Annotated in this window: 13 protein-coding genes and 1 pseudogene; 6 read left to right on the top strand and 8 right to left on the bottom strand. The window is 60.1% G+C overall.

Going from position 1 to position 18,428, the window contains the following annotated elements; genetic code table 11:
- Positions 1-87: 87 nt before the first annotated feature.
- The 4 genes and pseudogenes from EJA70_RS15795 to EJA70_RS15780 all read right to left on the bottom strand — a co-directional run bounded on the left by EJA70_RS15795 (position 88) and on the right by EJA70_RS15780 (position 5,068).
- The gene (locus EJA70_RS15795; protein WP_158831892.1) at positions 88-1,371 is read right to left on the bottom strand and encodes an FAD-binding oxidoreductase; all 1,284 of its coding nucleotides are present in this window, start codon (positions 1,369-1,371) and stop codon (positions 88-90) included.
- 147 nt (positions 1,372-1,518) lie between these two features.
- On the bottom strand, positions 1,519-2,883 hold the full coding sequence (locus EJA70_RS15790; RefSeq protein ID WP_158831890.1) for a glutamine synthetase family protein: 1,365 nt from the start codon (positions 2,881-2,883) through the stop codon (positions 1,519-1,521).
- Between the two features lie 641 nt (positions 2,884-3,524).
- Positions 3,525-4,034: pseudogene (locus EJA70_RS15785) on the bottom strand (formate dehydrogenase accessory sulfurtransferase FdhD); the annotation flags it as partial.
- Positions 4,035-4,168: 134 nt separating this feature from the next.
- Positions 4,169-5,068 carry a LysR family transcriptional regulator gene (locus EJA70_RS15780; protein ID WP_158831888.1) on the bottom strand — a complete coding sequence of 300 codons (900 nt, stop codon included), beginning with the start codon at positions 5,066-5,068 and terminating at the stop codon, positions 4,169-4,171.
- Between the two features lie 286 nt (positions 5,069-5,354).
- Here EJA70_RS15780 and moaB point away from each other — a divergent pair, with 286 nt between their 5' ends.
- Both moaB and glp read left to right on the top strand, forming a co-directional pair.
- Positions 5,355-5,894 (top strand): molybdenum cofactor biosynthesis protein B, encoded by a 540-nt coding sequence (gene moaB / locus EJA70_RS15775; RefSeq protein ID WP_158831886.1) that lies wholly within the window; start codon positions 5,355-5,357, stop codon positions 5,892-5,894.
- The gene (glp, locus tag EJA70_RS15770) at positions 5,891-7,096 is read left to right on the top strand and encodes a gephyrin-like molybdotransferase Glp (RefSeq protein ID WP_158831884.1); all 1,206 of its coding nucleotides are present in this window, start codon (positions 5,891-5,893) and stop codon (positions 7,094-7,096) included. The genes moaB and glp overlap by 4 nt, the downstream gene beginning before the upstream one ends.
- Positions 7,097-7,274: 178 nt before the next feature.
- Here the strand turns inward: glp and acnB are convergent, their stop codons facing one another.
- Complete coding sequence (gene acnB / locus EJA70_RS15765; RefSeq protein WP_158831896.1) at positions 7,275-9,884, bottom strand: bifunctional aconitate hydratase 2/2-methylisocitrate dehydratase; 2,610 nt, start codon at positions 9,882-9,884, stop codon at positions 7,275-7,277.
- Between the two features lie 410 nt (positions 9,885-10,294).
- On the opposite strand from acnB, the gene EJA70_RS15760 reads away from it, so the two are divergent.
- Entirely contained in the window at positions 10,295-10,765 is a 471-nt protein-coding gene (locus EJA70_RS15760; RefSeq protein WP_045123298.1) for a DUF1289 domain-containing protein, read from the top strand.
- 225 nt (positions 10,766-10,990) lie between these two features.
- On the opposite strand, the gene EJA70_RS15755 is transcribed toward EJA70_RS15760, so the two are convergent.
- On the bottom strand, positions 10,991-11,854 hold the full coding sequence (locus tag EJA70_RS15755; RefSeq protein WP_158831882.1) for a universal stress protein: 864 nt from the start codon (positions 11,852-11,854) through the stop codon (positions 10,991-10,993).
- A 158-nt stretch (positions 11,855-12,012) separates the two neighbouring features.
- Between EJA70_RS15755 and EJA70_RS15750 the strand changes: the two genes are divergently transcribed.
- From EJA70_RS15750 to EJA70_RS15740, 3 genes are all read left to right on the top strand, one after another.
- A complete protein-coding gene (locus EJA70_RS15750) occupies positions 12,013-12,621 on the top strand; it encodes a tRNA-(ms[2]io[6]A)-hydroxylase (protein WP_053121340.1) in 609 nt (202 codons plus the stop codon).
- Positions 12,622-12,834: 213 nt separating this feature from the next.
- Positions 12,835-13,542: a response regulator gene (locus EJA70_RS15745; protein ID WP_158831894.1), complete on the top strand. Its 708-nt coding sequence runs from the start codon at positions 12,835-12,837 to the stop codon at positions 13,540-13,542.
- Positions 13,543-14,829 carry an ATP-binding protein gene (locus tag EJA70_RS15740; RefSeq protein ID WP_158831880.1) on the top strand — a complete coding sequence of 429 codons (1,287 nt, stop codon included), beginning with the start codon at positions 13,543-13,545 and terminating at the stop codon, positions 14,827-14,829.
- Positions 14,830-15,374: 545 nt separating this feature from the next.
- On the opposite strand, the gene EJA70_RS15735 is transcribed toward EJA70_RS15740, so the two are convergent.
- The gene (locus tag EJA70_RS15735; protein ID WP_158831878.1) at positions 15,375-17,567 is read right to left on the bottom strand and encodes a TonB-dependent siderophore receptor; all 2,193 of its coding nucleotides are present in this window, start codon (positions 17,565-17,567) and stop codon (positions 15,375-15,377) included.
- A 204-nt stretch (positions 17,568-17,771) separates the two neighbouring features.
- Positions 17,772-18,260: a GFA family protein gene (locus EJA70_RS15730; protein WP_158831876.1), complete on the bottom strand. Its 489-nt coding sequence runs from the start codon at positions 18,258-18,260 to the stop codon at positions 17,772-17,774.
- Positions 18,261-18,428 lie beyond the last annotated feature (168 nt).

The following is an 18,428-nucleotide window of genomic DNA, read 5'->3' as shown; positions in this document are numbered from 1 at the left end:
GAAGGCTGCGATCTTTTGATTTTGATTTTAAAAAACAAGATCAAAAGATCGCAGCCTTCGGCAGCTCCTACAGGGGAGGGTGTTGTATCAGCGCAGCTTTTCGAGCATCTGGTAGTACCACATGCCTGCCGCCAGCATCGGGTTCCCCAGCCAATCCCCCATCGGCACACGAATGTGCTGGCACGCGGCAAACGTGTCGAACTGTTCCAGCTGCCCGGTAATCGCCCGGCTCATGATCTCGCCCATGATGTGCGTGGTGGCGATGCCATGTCCCGAGTAGCCCTGGCAATACCAGACGTTGTCCGAGAGCTTGCCCAGTTGCGGAATGCGGTTGATGACGATGCCCATCGCGCAGCTCCACTGGTAGTCGATCTGCACGCCTTTGAGCGCCGGAAAGGTTTGCTCGATGCAGGGCCGCAGTTCGCCGGCAATGTCGCGTGAATCCTTGCCGCTGTAGTTGGCGCCGCCACCGAACAGCAAGCGCCCGTCGGCGGTGAGGCGGTAGTAGTCGAGGACGAAGCGGCAGTCGTAGACCGCGAGGTCTTCGGGGTTGATCTGCCTGGCCAGTTCGCCCAGCGGCGCGGTGGTGACGATGCCGCCCATGGCCGGGAAGATCTTGCCTTTGAGCTGGCCCGGTTCGAGCTTGTGGTAGACGTCGCCGGCGAGCATCACTTGCTTGGCGTCGATCTGACCGTGAGCGGTCCTTACCCTTGGCGTATCGCCGTGAATGATCTCCAGCACTTCGCTGTTTTCGAAGATCAGCGCGCCGAGGCTTTCTGCTGCCCGCGCTTCGCCGATACACAGATTGAGCGGGTGCAGGTGCATGTTGCGGGTGTTCTTGATGGCGCCGTGATAGAGGTCGCTTTGCAGCAGATCGCGGACCTGGCTGCGGTCGAGCAGGCTGACTTCGTCGCCCAGTCCACGACGCACCGCCTCTTCGTAATCGTTGCGCAGATCGGTCATGTGGCTCGGCTTGTAGGCCGCGTGCAGATGGCCGTGTTTTAGATCGCACTGGATGGCGTATTTTTCGACACGCTGCTTGATGATCTCGTGCCCGCGCCAGCGCAGGTGCCAGATGAAATCGTCGACGTCATCGCCGAGTTTCGCGCGCATTTGTTTACGCATCGCGCCATCGCCGGAGAGGCTGCCGGTGACCTGGCCGCCGTTGCGCCCGGTGGCGCCCCAGCCGATTTTGTTGCTCTCGACGATGGCAACTTTCAGGCCTTTTTCGGCGAGTTCAACGGCGGTGGCGACGCCGGTGAAACCGCCCCCGATGATCACCACGTCAACCGCGTGCCGACCTTGCAGGGTCGGGTAGTGGGTGTCCTGGTTGAGGGTGGCGGTGTAGTAGGAATTGCAGCGTTCGGTCATGTCAGTGTCCACACAAATTCGCAAGGCTAAACAGGATCCTTGTGGGAGCTGGCTTGCCAGCGATAGCGGAGTATCAGTCACCAACGATGCTGAATGCGCCGACCCCATCGCTGGCAAGCCAGCTCCCACAGGGTTTGTGTCAAATGGTCAGGCTTCGGTGAGGTACCAACGCCAATCCTGCTCGCCCACTTCAGCCATGAACTGCCGGTACTCGGCACGCTTCACCGCCAGATACACCCCGAGAAATTCCTGCCCCAACGCATCGCGTGCCCACACGGAATTTTCCAGTGCCTGCAACGACGTCAGCCAGTCAGTCGGCAGCAGTTCCTTGGCTTGCGCGTAACCATTGCCCTCGACCGGCGCCCCCGGATCGAGGTGTTCACGAATGCCGCGATGAATGCCGGCAAGGATCGCCGCCGCCGCCAGATACGGGTTGGCATCGGCGCCGCAGATGCGGTGTTCGATGTGTCGGGTGTTGGCCGGGCCACCGGGTACGCGCAGGCTGACGGTGCGGTTGTCGACGCCCCAGGTCGGCGCCAATGGCGCGTAGCTGTTGGCCTGGAAACGGCGGTAAGAGTTGGCGTTCGGGCAGAACAGCAGCAGCGTGTCCAGCAACGATGCGAGCATGCCGCCAATCGCCGTACGCAGCAGCGGCGTGCCGGCCGGGTCTTCGGAAGCAAACAGATTGTGCCCCGCGCTGTCGGCGAGGCTGACGTGCATGTGCATGCCGGTACCGGCCAGATCGTCGAACGGCTTGGCCATGAACGTCGCCTGCATGCCGTGCTTGTGCGCCACGGCTTTGACCAGGCGTTTGTAGCGCACAGCCTGATCCATCGCCTGCAACGCATCGCCGTGTTCGAGGGTGATTTCCACCTGGCCCGGTGCGTATTCGGAGATCGCCGTGCGTGCCGGAATACCATGCAGTTTGCAGGCGCTGTAGAGGTCGGCGAGGAACGGTTCGATCTGCTCCAGCTCGCGCAAACCGTAGACCTGCGTATGTCGCGGTCGACCACCGTCAGCATCCAGTGCCGGTTGCGGGCGTCCGTTGTGATCGCGCTTGGCGTCGAGCAGATAGAACTCCAGTTCGCACGCCATGATCGGGTAGTAGCCCTCGGCCTTGAGCCCGTCGATGACCTTGATCAGCAGATGGCGCGGGTCGGCAATACTGGCCGGCATGCCCTCGGTCGGGTGCATGCTGACCTGCACCGCCGCGGTCGGAATCTGCCGCCATGGCAAGCGCACCAGGCTGCCTTCCAGCGGGTAGGCGCGGCAGTCGATGTCGCCGACGTCCCACACCAGACCGGAGTTCTCGACGTCTTCGCCTTGCACGGTCAGGCCAAGGATGGTGCTCGGCAGCGGGCGACCGCTTTGATAAACGGCGAGCAGTTCTTCGCGGTGCAACAGCTTGCCGCGTGGCACGCCGTTGGCGTCGAGAATGAACAGCTCGATCATGTCGATATCAGGGTTTTGTTCGAGGAACAGGCGTGCGTCTTCAATGGCTGCGAATTTCATGGCAAACACTCAGGGGGGCGCCGCACAGGCGCGCAGATTCGGGCCGGACGACTTTAGAGGGCAAAAGCCCAGGCGTCCTGGCAGGGATATCGAAAGAGAAAGGGCCTACACGTTTTTCAGACGTGATCAGGCAGAAACGCAGATATCCGGCGGGCGTGCGGAGTGACGCAGCTTGGAGCGGCGCAGGGCCATGGGGAGATTGACGATGCGATTCATGCGCAACCCCTGTCACAGAGGGGGCGCACAGCGGAGACGTTCAACGATTTTAGTTGTTGTAGTGACGTGCTCATAACGCGTGTTTCCGTTGGCGGAAAACGTCGGTGGCGGGGCGGACCCGCTTACCGGTGTGCCACGGATAGTAAGGGGGAATCTGCGGGCGTGTAAACGCTCAATGTGAAATATCTTGAACACCCGAATCCGAAGAAGATTTTGTGGTGAGGGGATTTATCCCCGACGGGCCGCGCGGCGGTCTGCAAAAAAGCTGGGCCTGATGCGCAGTCCATCGGGGATAAATCCCCTCGCCACAGGTTTTCATTCAATCTTGTTCAGGCGTGCGCCAGGCTCCAGCGCAGCGCCGCATTCTGGTCGCAGTCGCGCGCTTGTACCCAGTGCGCGCCTTCGAGCGTGGTTTCGCGTTTCCTGCTTCGGGCCAGTTGCTGAGCCTGCTCGATGCGCTGGCGGATGTTGTCGAAATACGCGGCTGGTGGCAGCGTTGACGGCGGCAGAATCTCCAGCGGCGGCAGCGCCTGCTCCAGCGGTTCGACGCCGCACAGATCACAGCCGCTGGTGCCTGCCATTTGGCGACGATGATCCTTCAGCGCCCAGAAGGCGCGGCTGGAAATCTGCACGTCGGCCTGGCAGGCCTGATCGAAATGGGTGAGGCGCAGGTCATGGATTTCGTCAACGCTGGCGATGATCGCGTTGCTCAGGCTGAAGCCTCGGATGAAGTCTTCAATATTGCCGGGCGAGACCATTATCACCGCTTGATTCAAGCCGTTGTAGGTGATGGCCAGGGCGATTTCCGCCGCGAGCGCCGCGTGCGATACCGCTGCGTCAGGCAGGTATTAGCGATACGCTACCTGCGCCGGTTGTGGCGCGGGGGCGTTAAAAAAGCGTCCAATCGCTTGTTCCGATCTGCTGATCGGATGCATCTATCACTCCCTGTAGGAGCTGCCGCAGGCTGCGATCTTTTGATCTTGATTGTTAAAAACAAGATCAAAAGATCGCAGCCTGCGGCAGCTCCTACAGGTTCTGGATTTTGCGCAGGCTGGGTTGAACTGGTCAATTATTCGGCAGGCACCTCAACCCCAAACAGCTTGCGCGCCTCGGCAAAGCACTTCTCGGCAATCGCCGAGCGCGGTTCGGTCTTGCGCATCACCAGGCCCAATGGCGCAAGCACACTGGCATCCGGTAACTGCATGAACGACAGATGCTCGATCGGCTCCTCAAGCCCGCTGTCCAGCGGCATGATCGAGCAGCAGAACCCCTGGTGAATCGCCTGCAACAGCTGATACGTCGAATCGCTCTCCATGATCGGCTGCGGACTGAGCCCACGGCTGCGAAAGCTCAAGTCAATCGATTTACGGTAATGCATGCCGGTGGTGATCATGCCCAACGGCAGTTCGGCGGCAGCTTCCCAGCTCATTTCCGTGCCTTCGAAATGGAAGTGACGGTTGTCATAGAGCAGCCCGACGCGGGTTTCGCCGATCTCGAAAAACTCGAAATAGTTCGGGTTGACGTGATCGAGGTAACACACGCCCAGGTCCAGTTGGTTGTTGCCAAGCCCTGCGATGATTTCATCGGAACTGAGCGATGACAGGCTGAATTTCAACTCAGGATACGACCCCGACAAGCCCTGGATGTAATTGACCGGGTTGAAGCTGCTCAGTGGCACCAGCCCCAGGCGCAAGCTGCCGACCAGTTGCCCGCGACACGCCGCCGCTTCGGCGAACAAGCCGTCGTGCGCCGCCAGCAAGGTCCGCGCCCAGGCCAGCACGCGTTCGCCTGCCTGGGTAAATCCTTCAAAGCGCTGGCCACGGTTGACCAGTATCAGATCCAGCTCATCTTCCAGATTGCGCAAGCGCATCGACAGGGTCGGCTGAGTGATATGGCAGCGTGCGGCGGCCTGGCCGAAGTGACGGGTTTCGTCCAGCGCGATCAGGAACTTGAGTTGTTTGATGTCCACGATGGCACCTGCTCGATGAGAATTTTGATTGAGTGTTGACGCGGAGGCGCGCAGTGCACGAAAAGCGCAGGCGGCGACGATCTCATTTAAGCGGTTATTCGTCCAATCGGAAGCATTGAAAGGACTGTCGACCGGCTCTATCAGCCGCGTCTTTAGTGGCTTTGAGCGCAGTTGCGGCGGGCGATAGAGGCGCTCGATAGTCCGGTTGGCCAGAGTGATTAGACAGTACTAAGAAGAGGCACTTAGGCTTGTCGGCAATTGGATTAATTGCTGCCGGAGAATTCCCATGAGCGCGAAATCGGATGCCCTGTTTGTCCCCCTGAACATTGCCGTGCTGACGGTCAGCGATACCCGCGATTACGCCAGCGACACCTCGGGCCAGTTGCTGGTCAGCCGCTTGCTGGAAGCCGGTCACACGTTGAGCGAACGTAATCTGCTCAAGGATGATTTGTACAAGATTCGCGCTCAGGTCGCGCACTGGATCGCCGACGACAGCATTCAGGTGGTGCTGATCACTGGCGGCACCGGCTTCACCGGACGCGACAGCACGCCGGAAGCGGTGGCCTGTTTGCTGGACAAGCAGATCGACGGGTTTGGCGAACTGTTCCGCGCAATTTCGATTCTCGATATCGGCACCTCCACCGTGCAAAGCCGCGCCCTGGCCGGGCTGTCCAACGGCACGCTGGTGTGTTGCCTGCCGGGCTCGACCGGCGCCTGCCGCACGGCGTGGGAAGGCATTCTGGCTGAGCAACTCGACAACCGTCACCGCCCGTGCAACTTCGTCCCGCACCTCAAATCGGTACAAGCCTGCGGAACCCGCGGATGAGCCGGGCACCGTTGATGCCGGTCGAGGAAGCCCTCGACCAACTGCTGGCCATGGCCAATGAGCAGCCGCTGGTGGACAGCGAAATGCACTCGCTCGATGACGCGCATGGTCGGGTGCTGGCCAGTGATCTGGTGGCGACGCTGGATCTGCCGCCCTGGCCGAACAGTGCCATGGACGGTTACGCCTTGAACCTCGCGGATCTGCACCGTCAGCCGTTGGCCGTGTCGCAACGGGTGTACGCCGGTCTGGCGCCGGACGCCTTGTTGCCGGGCAGTTGTGCGCGGATCTTCACCGGGGCACCGCTGCCGCCGGGTGCCAATTGTGTGGAAATGCAGGAAAACGTCGAGGTGCTGGAAGACGGCCGTGTGCGGTTTTTGCAGCCGCTGAAGGTTGGCCAGAATATTCGCGCACAAGGTCAGGAGAATCGCGCTGGCGACATTCTGCTGCGCGCCGGCAAACGTCTTGGGCCGTTCGAACTGGCCGTGGCAGCGGGGCAGGGCGTGGCGCAAGTTCACGTGGTGCGTCGGCCTCGCGTGGCGTTGTTGTCGACGGGTGACGAACTGGTCGAGCCGGGGCTGCCACTGCGTCCCGGGAGCATCTACAACAGCAATCGTGTGTTGCTCGCGCACTGGCTGCGTGAACTGGGCTGCGAGGTGATCGATGGCGGCATCCTGCCGGATCGTCCGGCACAGACGCGGCTCAAGCTTGAGCAGTTGCAAGTCGGCGCTGACCTGATTCTGACCACGGGCGGAGTGTCTGCCGGCGATGCCGATTGCCTGGGCCAAGTGCTGCGCGACAACGGTAAACCGCTGCTGTGGAAACTCGCGATCAAGCCCGGCAAGCCGCTGACAGTGGGGCATTTCGGCACGGTGCCGGTGATCGGTCTGCCGGGTAATCCGACCTCGGCGCTGGTGACGTTCGGTTTGCTGGCCAGGCCGTATCTGCTGAGGATTCAAGGGGTCGAAGACGTGATGCCGCTGAGCTTCACGGTGAAGGCGGGCTTCGACTGGGCGAAACCGGGCAGCCGCCGCGAATACCTGCGAGCACGCCTGGAAGCGGGGGCTGCGGTGCTTTATCCGAATCAGAGTTCGGGCGTATTGCTTGGCGCCACGTGGGCTGATGGCCTGGTAGAAATTCCCGAGAACAGCACGCACACGCTCGGCGAACCGCTGCGCTTTATCCCGTTCAACGAACTCTTCTGACCCCCTGTAAATCTGTTGGAGCAAAACTTGCTCGCGAAAGCGGTTAACCATTGAACGAATATGTTGGCTGATGCGACGCCATCGCGAGCAAGCTTTGCTCCTACATCGGTGGGTTGTGCGGGCATAAAAAAACGCCGCTCATCTTGCGATGGGCGGCGTTTTTCATTGCGTTGTAACGTTAGGCTTGAACGACCGGAATGTTGGCGTTCGCAGCAGCTTCACGGAACTCGGCGATCTGGTCGAAGGACAGGTAGCGGTAGATATCGGCCGCCATGCTGTCGATCTTGCCAGCGTATTCCATGTACTCCTCGACGGTCGGCAGGCGACCCAGGATCGAAGCCACGGACGCCAGCTCAGCCGAAGCCAAGTAGACGTTCGCGCCGTCGCCCAGACGGTTCGGGAAGTTACGGGTCGAAGTCGACACAACAGTCGCGTTCGGCTCTACACGTGCCTGGTTGCCCATGCACAGCGAGCAGCCCGGCATTTCCATGCGTGCGCCAGCCTTGCCGTAGATGCCGTAGTAGCCTTCTTCGGTCAGTTGGTGAGCGTCCATTTTGGTCGGCGGCGACAGCCACAGACGAGTTGGCAGCTGACCCTTGACCTGATCCAGCAGTTTACCGGCAGCGCGGAAGTGACCGATGTTGGTCATGCACGAACCGATGAACACTTCGTCGATCTTCTCGCCAGCAACGCTGGACAGCAGACGGGCGTCGTCCGGGTCGTTCGGCGCGCACAGTACCGGCTCGCTGATGTCGGCCAGATCGATTTCGATGATTTCGGCGTATTCGGCGTCAGCATCGGCTTCCATCAGTTCCGGGTTGGCAACCCAGGCTTCCATCGCTTGAGCGCGACGTTCCAGGGTACGAGCATCGCCGTAGCCTTCGCCGATCATCCAGCGCAGCAGGGTGATGTTGGAGTTCAGGTACTCGGTGATCGACTCTTTCGACAGCTTGATGGTGCAACCGGCAGCCGAGCGTTCGGCCGAGGCGTCGGACAGTTCGAACGCCTGCTCCAGGGTCAGACCTTCCAGACCTTCGATTTCCAGGATGCGGCCGGAGAAGGCGTTTTTCTTGCCTTTCTTCTCGACGGTCAGCAGACCGTTCTGGATAGCGAAGTAAGGAATCGCATGAACCAGGTCACGCAGGGTGATGCCAGGTTTCATTTTGCCTTTGAAGCGCACCAGGATCGATTCCGGCATGTCCAGCGGCATAACGCCGGTGGCCGCAGCAAACGCAACCAGACCGGAACCGGCCGGGAACGAAATACCCATCGGGAAACGGGTGTGCGAGTCACCACCGGTACCGACGGTGTCTGGCAGCAGCATGCGGTTCAGCCACGAGTGGATGATGCCGTCGCCCGGACGCAGGGAAACGCCGCCGCGGGTCATGATGAAGTCAGGCAGGGTGTGGTGGGTGGTCACGTCGATCGGCTTTGGATAGGCCGCGGTGTGGCAGAAGGACTGCATCACCAGATCAGCCGAGAAGCCCAGGCACGCCAGGTCTTTCAGTTCGTCACGGGTCATTGGACCGGTGGTGTCCTGAGAACCTACGGTGGTCATTTTCGGTTCGCAGTAGGTGCCAGGACGGATGCCTTTGCCTTCTGCCAGACCGCACGCCTTGCCGACCATTTTCTGCGCCAGGGTGTAACCCTTGGTGCTTTCGATCGGTGCATCAGGCTTCTTGAACAGGTCGAACGCTGGCAGACCCAGTTCGGCACGAGCCTTCTCGGTCAGGCCACGGCCGATGATCAGCGGGATACGGCCGCCAGCACGGACTTCGTCCAACAGCACCGGAGTCTTCATTTCGAAGGTGGTCAGGACTTCATCGGTGCCGTGTTTGCAGACTTTGCCAGCATGCGGGTACAGGTCGATCACGTCGCCCATGTTCATGTTGGAAACGTCGAACTCGATTGGCAGTGCGCCGGCATCTTCCATGGTGTTGTAGAAGATCGGAGCGATTTTGCTGCCGAAGCAGAAACCGCCAGCACGCTTGTTCGGCACGTTAGGAACGTCGTCGCCGAAGAACCACAGCACCGAGTTGGTCGCGGACTTACGCGAGGAACCGGTACCGACCACGTCACCGACGTAGGCGATCGGGAAGCCTTGACCGCGCATTTCTTCGATCTGCTTCATCGGGCCGATGGCGCCCTGCTGATCAGGAACGATGCCGTCGCGGGCCATTTTCAGCATGGCCAGGGCGTGCAGCGGGATGTCTGGACGCGACCAGGCATCAGGAGCAGGGGAGAGGTCGTCGGTGTTGGTTTCGCCGGTGACTTTGAAAACGCGCAGGCTGATCTTGTCGGCCAGGGTCGGACGGTTTTTGAACCACTCGCCGTCAGCCCAGGATTGCAGCACGGCTTTAGCGTGAACGTTGCCGTTCTTGGCTTTTTCCGCGACGTCGTGGAACGCATCGAACATCAGCAGGGTGTGCTTGAGTTGCGCGGCAGCGACTGGCGCCAGCTCGGCGTCGTCCAGCAGGTCAACCAGAGTCACGATGTTGTAGCCGCCCTGCATGGTGCCGAGCAGTTCTACAGCGCGTTTTTTGTCCAGCAGCGGGGAGGAAACTTCGCCCTTGGCCAGTGCAGACAGGAAGCCGGCTTTGACATAGGCCGCTTCGTCCACGCCTGGTGGAATGCGATTGGTGATCAGGTCAACGAGGAATTCTTCTTCGCCAGCCGGAGGGTTTTTCAGCAGCTCGACCAGGCCTGCTGTTTGTTCGGCGTTAAGCGGCTGGGGAACGATACCCAGGGCTGCACGCTCTTCGATATGTTTGCGGTAGGCTTCAAGCACAGTTATTACCCTCATCAGTGGTCCCAAATGGGTGTCCGGGACGCTCATCCCGAAATTGCCGTACTCATGCTCCTCACGACGTTGTGGGTCGTTCGGCCAGAATTACCGGCAATTCCTTACAGAAGCTGCTTTCAAAGTTTTACGCCTGCAGAACGGGGAGCTGATGAGGGTTGGCGTTGGGTTTTTCCCCGCTGGAAAAACCCCTCGCCAACACCGCTCTGAAGGAACGACTGTGCTCGTGACGCTTTGAAAACAGCTTCTAACGGACATTGGCGCCTTAAAAGGCTGGCTGATTCTACGGCAAAAAAAAATTAAACGTAAGTTCGTCCCTGAAGTTTGAGGGGTGATGAATGTTAGACAAAGGGCTAACATGCCGACCTGTTCCGCGTTTCAGTGCCTTTGCCTACCTTATGCCCAATCAGACCATCAAGACCCCCTGCGTCGGCCTCTGCTCCACTGTTTACGGTGATCTGGTGTGCCGTGGCTGCAAGCGTTTCCATCACGAAGTGATCCATTGGAATGGGTACAACGAGGAGGAAAAACGTGCGGTGTGGTTGCGGCTGGAGCAATTGCTGTCACAAGTGATGGCGGGCAAGGTCGAGATTTTTGATTCGGCGCGTCTGCGCGAGCAGCTCGAACAGCGCAAGATCCGCTTCGTGCCGCATCAGTCGGAATATTGCTGGGCGTATCAGCTGATCGCGCGGGGGGCGCGGGTGATCATTAATCTGGAAGCGTACGGCATGGTGTTGCTGCCGGAGTTTCGTGAATGGAATTTGCCGGAATTGCGCGATGCCATTGATCGGGAATTCTTCCTGCTGTCGGAAGCGCATTATCAGCGCTACATCGCCCCCGGTTTCCTTAAAGACGCCTTTGGCGCCTGAAGGTCAAAAGATCGCAGCGTGCCGCAGCTCCTACAGCGACGGTATGGCAATGCCATTTATGTGAATGCCAACTGAACCTGTGGGAGCTGGCTTGCCAGCGATAGCGGTAGTTCAGTCGATATTGATATTGACTGTGCCGGCCCCATCGCTGGCAAGCCAGCTCCCACAGGTTTGGGTGATGCGTTCTACCTGTAGGAGCTGCCGAAGGCTGCGATCTTTTGATCTTTAATGCTTCACCGCCAACTCCACCAGATGATCCTCAACCTCCTGCGGCTTGAGCACCAGCACGTCGCTTTCCAGCGCATCCAGCACCACTTCCGCGGTATTGCCGATCAGCGCCCCTGACAAACCGGTCCGCGCCACCGTGCCAATCACCGTCACCGCCGCCTGCAGCTTGTGCGCCATGAACGGGATCAGCACATCCGCCGGCCCTTCCTCAATGTGCAGATGTTCATCATCGACATCAAATTCCGCCTGAAACGCCCGGCATTGTTCGCGGTAGCGCGCTTCGATGGTTTCGCTCAGTTGCAGCGTCGGGTCCGCCGCTGACAACATCGGTGAGGGATGCGCTGCGATCACATGCAGGTGCGCTTTGGCCAGACTGGCAATGTCGTAGCCATGATCAATGATCGTCGTGTGCAAATGCCGGTGTTCGCCATCGACATTGCCGACATCCACCGCCGCCAGAATCACTTTGTCCTTCCACGAACTGGCGGTTTTCACCAGCAGCACCGGGGTCGGGCAGTGGCGCAGCAGTTTCCAGTCCGCCGGGGTCAGCAGGGCCTTTTTCAGCGAACTGTCGGGGAAGTGCTGCTTGATCACCAGCCCGCAGCCCTCGGCCTGCTGCACATCGATGATGGTTTCATGCAGGCTTTCGTTCCACGCCTGCTCGGTGGTGACGCTGTAACCGTCGGCCAGCAGCGCGGCCTTGAGCACGCCGAGCATGCCGGCGTGGTCGTGCTTTCTGTCGCACACCAGCAGGTGCAGATGGGCCTGGGTCACACCCGCGATCAACTTGGCGCGCTTGAGCGCCAGGCTTTCCGAATGTTCGGGTTCGATGACCACCAGAATGCTGCGAATGGCTTGCATGAGCGGAGTCTCCAGCAAAGAAAAGGCACGGCGTTGCACAACTATAGTTGCTGCTCATGCGCCCGTGACTTGATGCATATCAACGCGGGCGGCTGGTGGTCTGCGGGCAGGCCGGTATAATCGGCGCCCTTCGCTCGAACACCTTTACCGTGAGCCCCATGATCCTTCCCGAAATCCACGAATTCCTTGGCTGCCGCACGCCAGACGCCTGGGTCCAGGCCGCACTGGCCGATCAGGAAACCCTGCTGATCGACCACAAGAACTGTGAGTTCAAGGCTGCCAGCACCGCGCTGAGCCTGATAGCCAAGTACCATTCCCACGTCGACCTGATCAACATGATGTCGCGTCTGGCCCGGGAAGAACTGGTGCACCACGAACAGGTCATGCGCCTGATGAAACGTCGCAAGATCGAACTGCGCCAGCTGCACGCCGGCCGTTATGCGTCGAGCCTGCGCAAGGTGGTGCGCAGCCATGAACCGGTGAAACTGGTGGATACGCTGGTGGTGGGGGCGTTTATCGAAGCGCGCAGTTGCGAGCGGTTCGAAGCGCTGGTGCCGCATCTGGACGAAGAACTCGGCAAGTTCTACTTTGGCCTGCTGAAAAGCGAGGCACGGCATTTTCAGGGGTATCTGAAGCTGGCTTATCAGTACGGTGATGCCAAGGATGTTGAGCAAGTGATCGTGCGGGTTCGTGCTGCCGAGCAAGAGTTGATTGAGTCGCCGGACGAAGAATTCCGTTTTCACAGTGGTGTGCCTGTCGCGGCATAGCCCTGTTCGAAAAAACAACGTCAAAAGATCGCAGCCTTCGGCAGCTTCTACGGGGAAACGCATTCCAAATGTAGGAGCTGCCGGAGGCTGCGATCTTTTGCGTGTGATTGTTAAAAACTCTTAAGAGTATGAAACATCACCGATAACGGGCCTGCGCCCACGAATCCCGCCATAATGTCGACCCTTTCACACATGGGTTGGCACACGGTCGTTATGGATTACCTGGGTTTTGGCAAAGTCCTGCTGGTGGAAGACGACGAGCGCCTCGCGGCGCTGATCGCGCACTTCCTCGAACAACATGGCTACGAAGTCCGCTCGGTGCATCGCGGCGATCTGGCCGTGGCCGCGTTTCTTGAATTCAAGCCGAAAGTGGTGGTGCTCGACCTGATGCTGCCGGGCCAGAGCGGGCTGCAGGTGTGCCGCGAGATTCGCAGCGTGTCGGACACGCCGATCGTGATTCTGACGGCCAAGGAAGACGACCTCGATCACATTCTCGGCTTGGAATCCGGTGCCGACGACTACGTGATCAAACCGATCAAACCGCCGGTTCTGCTGGCCAGGTTGCGTGCCTTGCAGCGACGTCAGGTGCCGGACAGCAGCGTGGTCAGCGCCATGGAGTTCGGTCGGTTGAGCATCGACCGCAGTTGTCGCGAAGTGCGCCTGGCCGGCGAGATCATCGAAATGACCACTATGGAATTCGAACTGCTCTGGCTGCTGGCCAGTGCCGCCGGCAAGATTCTTTCGCGCGATGACATCCTCAACCGCATGCGCGGCATTGCCTTCGACGGGCTCAATCGCAGCGTCGACGTGTACATCAGCAAGTTGCGCAACAAGCTCAAGGACAACCCCCGCGAACCGGTGTGCATCAAGACTGTGTGGGGCAAGGGGTATCTGTTCAATCCGTTCGCGTGGGAGCTGTAGATGCTGCGGTTATTTTTCGGGCTGTTTCTGGTGATGACGATCGGTCTGGTGCTGGCATTGCAGACCGTCGAGCACACGTTCAATGCGCTCCTCGACAACCAGATGCAGGCCTATAACCGTGAGGCTGTGCGGGGCCAGGCGTGGTCGCTGGTCGAGCACATGCGCGATCAACAGGGCGAAGCGCGCGAGCAGCAGCTTGAGGCCCTGCGCCCGCACTACGGACTCTCATTGGCGCTGGTCGAGGCCGGTCAACTGGCCCTGACGCCACAGGAAAAAGCCGAACTTGCGCAGAATCTGTTGGTGATTCGCGACAACTACACCCAGTTCATCAGCAATATCGATGGCGGTTCGCAGTTGCTCAGCATCAAGCTGCCGCCGGAACCGAGCCTGATGCCGTTCTACATCACCGTGGCCTACATGATGCTGGCGGTGCTGATCGGCATCGTCCTGTTTTTCTGGGTGCGTCCGCACTGGCGCGATCTGGAAAAACTGCGTCTGGCCGCCGAGCGTTTTGGCGACAACGACCTGGCGGTGCGTATTCAATTGTCGAAACGCTCGAACATCCGTGATCTGGCGGAGCACTTCAACTTGATGGCCGCGCGCATCGAGGGGCTGATCGCCAATCAGCGCGAGCTGACCAATGCCGTGTCTCACGAATTGCGCACGCCGATTGCGCGGTTGTCATTCGAACTTGATCAGCTCAAGCAGCAACCGGACGCCAGCCAGAACCGCGAGCTGATCGCCGACATGTACGCCGACCTCGGCGAGCTGGAGGAGATGGTTTCCGAATTGCTGACCTACGCCAGCCTTGAGCGCGGCGCGACGGTGATCAAACGCGAGAACATTCAGGCCGCCAACTGGCTCGACAGCGTCGTCGGCAGCGTGGCCCTGGAAGCGGAAGCGGCGGGGGTGCAGTTGCTGATTGGCGATTGCCGGCTCGACACCGTGCGCATCGAACCGCGGTTCATGGCGCGGGCGGTGATCAATCTGCTGCGCAACGCCATTCGTTATGCCGAGCAGCGAGTCGAAGTGACGCTAGTGCGCCACGGCGATTATTACGAAGTTCGCGTTAACGACGATGGCCCGGGCGTGCCGCTGGACGGGCGGGAGAAGATTTTCGAGCCATTTTCTCGGCTGGATGCCAGCCGGGATCGGCGTACCGGCGGGTTTGGGTTGGGCCTGGCGCTGGTGCGGCGGGTGTCGCAGTCCCATGGCGGGCAGGTTGAAGTCGGCGAATCGGAGTGGGGCGGGGCGTCGTTTCGGATGAGCTGGGCGCATCTGGATTGAATTGTATTGGCCGTGCTGGACTCTTCGCGAGCAAGCTTTGCTCCTACAAGTTTTGTGAGCACCACAGAGCTTTGTAGGAGCAAAGCTTGCTCGTGAAGAGGCCAGCCCAGTCAAAACAGCTGTACCTGACCCACCGCCATCGCTGGCAAGCCAGCTCCCACAGGGTTAGTCGGTGTTGCCACTGTATCGGCAACGCCGCAAGACCCTGTGGGAGCCTGGCAAGCCAGCTCCCACAGGGTTGGTCGGTGTTGCCACTGTATCGGCAACGCCGCAAGAACTTGTGGGAGCCTGGCAAGCCAGCTCCCACAGGGTTGGTCGGTGTTGCCACTGTATCGGCAACGCCGCAAGACCCTGTGGGAGCCTGGCTTGCCAGCGATGGGGCCGGTCCGCTCGGTATTTTGTGACTGACCCACCGCCATCGCTGGCAAGCCAGCTCCCACAGGGTTGGTGGGTGTTGCCACTGTATCGGCAACGCCGCAAGACCTTGTGGGAGCCTGGCTTGCCAGCGATGGGGCCGGCACAGGCAGCAAAAAATCAGCTGAAGATCAGAAATCCCACTTGGTCGTCAGCATCACATTGCGCGGCTCGCCGTAGAACGTCGTGTCGAAGTTGCCCAGCCCTGTCAGGTAGCGCTTGTCGAACACGTTGTTGGCGTTGACCGTAAAGCTCAAATGCTCGTTGTACTGGTAACGGCTCATCAGGTTGACAAGGGTGTAGCCACCTTGCTTGATGCGCGTGTAATCGCCGGCCGGCGCACTGTAGATCTTGCCGTAGAACGCGCTTTGCCAGCTCACACCGCCACCGACGGTGACTTTGTCGAGCACGCCGGGCAAACGGTAGGTGGTGAAGGTGCGCACCACGTGTTCCGGCTTGGTGGTCGACAGCGGATAACCGTAGATGCGCTGCTCGTCGGCATCGCGGCTGCGTGCGTAGGTGTAGCCGGCGGAGACGTTCCAGCCGTCGGCCAGTTCGCCGGCCAGTTCCAGTTCCACGCCTTTGGTGGTGGCGCCGTCGATGGCTTTGTAAATGCCTTCGTTGGTCACCGCATTGGTGCCGATCGACTCGGCAACGCCGTCCTGTTCGATGCGGAAGAACGCCAGGCTGGCGTTCAGGCGACCGTCGAAGTACGCAGCTTTAAGGCCGGCCTCGTAGCTGTCGCCCTCGACCGGCGCGAGGGTCGAACCGTTACTGTCCTTATAGGTTTGCGGTTGGTAGATGCTGGTGTAACTGGCGTACAACGAGTAGGTGTCGTCGAGGTCATAAACCACCCCGGCGTACGGTGTGACCACGCCGTGCTCCTTGTAGCTGGCGTGGGTGTCGTCGAGCCCGGCGCCCGGGTTGTAGCCGTAGTCTTCGTTGTATTTGAAGGTGCTCAAGCGGCTGCCGAGGATCACCGACAAATCGTCGGTCGGATGCAGGCGCGTGGCCAGGTAAATGCCGTTCTGGCTCTGTGTGCGCTCGTACTTGCCGTTCTTCGGGAAATCCTGTTTTGGCAGATCGCCGCGCCAGTCATAGATGCTCCCCGGTACTTGCGAAAAGGCGCTGGTGTCGTAGGTCGAACCGGTCTGGCGCGAGTGCGCGGTCATCACGCCGGCCACCAGTTCATGTTCGCGACCGCCGAGGGAGAATGGACCGGAGACGTTGACGTCAGCCGTGTTCTGCACGCGATGGCCCTCCCAGCGGCCCCAGTACAGGAACATCCCTTCACCCGTGGCGCGATCCGGGTTGCCGCCGCTCGCCGACGCCAGGCGAGTGTCGTGGTCGGTGGTTTTCTGGTCGACGCTGACCTTGAATTTCCAGTCATTGGCCAGCGCCTGTTCGAGCGAGGCGAAGTAGGTGATGTTGTCGAAATCGCGACGGCTCCAGTCGGCACCGGAGTTGAAGTGGCGCGCAAAGTCTGTGCGACCACCGTCGCTGAAGTACACCGGGTTGCCGGTCCAGGAGGTGCCGCGTGGGGTGGTGCTGGACTTGTCGATGCCAAAGGTCAGCAAGGTATCGTCCGTCAGGTCGGCTTCGAGGATGCCGTAGAACAGGTCTTTCTTCTGGCTGTAGTGATCGAGGTAGGAATTCCTGTCCGAGTAAGCGCCGACGAAACGCCCGCGCACATTACCCGAATCGGTCAGCGAACCGGAGATGTCGCCGACGGTGCGGTAGGCATCCCACGAACCGACGGTGCCGCTGATCGAGGCCTTGAATTGCTTGGTCGGCTTCTTGCGGATCAGGTTGACCGTGGCGGACGGGTCGCCATTACCGGTCATCAGCCCGGTCGCGCCCTTGATGATTTCCACGCGGTCGATGCTCGCGGCGTCGTCACCGTTGTTCGGGTTCTCGCCGTAAACACCGTCGTAGGGGATGTTGATGCCGTCGTACTGGAAGTTGGTGATCGCCAGGCCCCGCGCGGAAAATTCGCTGCGGTCGCTGTCGTATTTCTGCGTCGAAACACCGGGCGTGTTGCGCAGCGCATCGCCGACGCTTTGCACGCCGCGATCATCCATTTGCTGACGGGTGATCACGGTGACCGATTGCGGGGTTTCGCGAATCGACAACGGCAGGCCGGTGGCCGAGGACATGCTGCCAGTGGTGTAGGCGTGAGTGTCTTCGGTGGTGGCACCGAGGCCTTCGGCAGAAATATTGGTGGCGCCCAGTTGCAGGGCGACGGTTTCAGCGGCTTGGGCATTAAGGCTCAGCAGCGCCAGCGCCAACGGGCACAAGGCAAAACGAAAACGGACGTACGGCATGGAGATCCCTTTGCATCAAATCGATCGGTCGTTGAAGTGCTTCTGAGGGTTAACCGAACGAAATACACAAAAGGGAACTGCCCCGGCAAAAATCCCCACATCCCCCCTGTAGGAGCTGCCGCAGGCTGCGATCTTTTGATGTTGGTTTTTAAAAACAAGATCAACAGATCGCAGCCTTCGGCAGCTCCTACATTGGGGTGTTTATCAGGTGCTGATGCCGAGGCGTTGGTGCCACTGGGCGATGGATTCTTCGGGGTAGACGTCGAATTGTTTGTCCTTGGCTTGGGCGTCGACTTCCACCCACGGCGCCTTCGAGCCGAGCATCAGGTGCGTGTGCTCCGGTGGCACGGGCAGCGGCGTATCGATGGCTGAGGCAAATGGATGGATCAGCTCCGGCCACTGCGGGCTGAACAGCCACAGACCGCTGCCGCACAATGAGCAGAAATGCCGTTCGGCGCTGCTGCGATGGGCACGCTTGTCACCTTCGTCTTTCATCTTCGCGTGGTAGATGGCGATGTTTTTGCGGCCGTGAACCTTGAGCGTGGTCGCGTCGCCGCCCAGGTTGATCGCGTAGCCGCCACCGCCCTGGGTCTTGCGGCAGATCGAGCAGTAGCAACGTTGATAAGGGTAGGGATGGGCGCTGATGAGGCTGAAAGTGACAGCGCCGCAGTGGCAGGAGCCTTCAAGGTGCATGGTGGGCCTCCGGTGGGCTGGATGGGTTCGGTTCAGCCTAGAAGATGTGCGGTGTAAGTGCAGACGCCATCGCTGGCAAGCCAGCTCTCACAGGGTTAAGTGTTGTGGACGACATTAATCCTTGTAGGAGCTGCCGCAGGCTGCGATCTTTTGATCTTGCTGTTCAAA

It is taken from the genome of Pseudomonas sp. PB103 (assembly GCF_009764635.1).
Lineage (GTDB): Bacteria > Pseudomonadota > Gammaproteobacteria > Pseudomonadales > Pseudomonadaceae > Aquipseudomonas.
This window is presented reverse-complemented; position numbering and strand designations above follow the sequence as displayed.

Excerpts from the sequence above, each read along its gene's own strand:
- EJA70_RS15740 (WP_158831880.1), top strand. The coding sequence starts at position 13,543 with ATGCTGCGGTTATTTTTCGGGCTGTTTCTGGTGATGACGATCGGTCTG.
- moaB (WP_158831886.1), top strand. The coding sequence starts at position 5,355 with ATGAGCGCGAAATCGGATGCCCTGTTTGTCCCCCTGAACATTGCCGTG.
- EJA70_RS15790 (WP_158831890.1), bottom strand. The coding sequence starts at position 2,883 with ATGAAATTCGCAGCCATTGAAGACGCACGCCTGTTCCTCGAACAAAAC.
- EJA70_RS15745 (WP_158831894.1), top strand. The coding sequence starts at position 12,835 with ATGGATTACCTGGGTTTTGGCAAAGTCCTGCTGGTGGAAGACGACGAG.
- EJA70_RS15760 (WP_045123298.1), top strand. The coding sequence starts at position 10,295 with ATGCCCAATCAGACCATCAAGACCCCCTGCGTCGGCCTCTGCTCCACT.
- EJA70_RS15795 (WP_158831892.1), bottom strand. The coding sequence starts at position 1,371 with ATGACCGAACGCTGCAATTCCTACTACACCGCCACCCTCAACCAGGAC.
- glp (WP_158831884.1), top strand. The coding sequence starts at position 5,891 with ATGAGCCGGGCACCGTTGATGCCGGTCGAGGAAGCCCTCGACCAACTG.
- EJA70_RS15750 (WP_053121340.1), top strand. The coding sequence starts at position 12,013 with ATGATCCTTCCCGAAATCCACGAATTCCTTGGCTGCCGCACGCCAGAC.
- EJA70_RS15755 (WP_158831882.1), bottom strand. The coding sequence starts at position 11,854 with ATGCAAGCCATTCGCAGCATTCTGGTGGTCATCGAACCCGAACATTCG.
- EJA70_RS15735 (WP_158831878.1), bottom strand. The coding sequence starts at position 17,567 with ATGCCGTACGTCCGTTTTCGTTTTGCCTTGTGCCCGTTGGCGCTGGCG.
- EJA70_RS15730 (WP_158831876.1), bottom strand. The coding sequence starts at position 18,260 with ATGCACCTTGAAGGCTCCTGCCACTGCGGCGCTGTCACTTTCAGCCTC.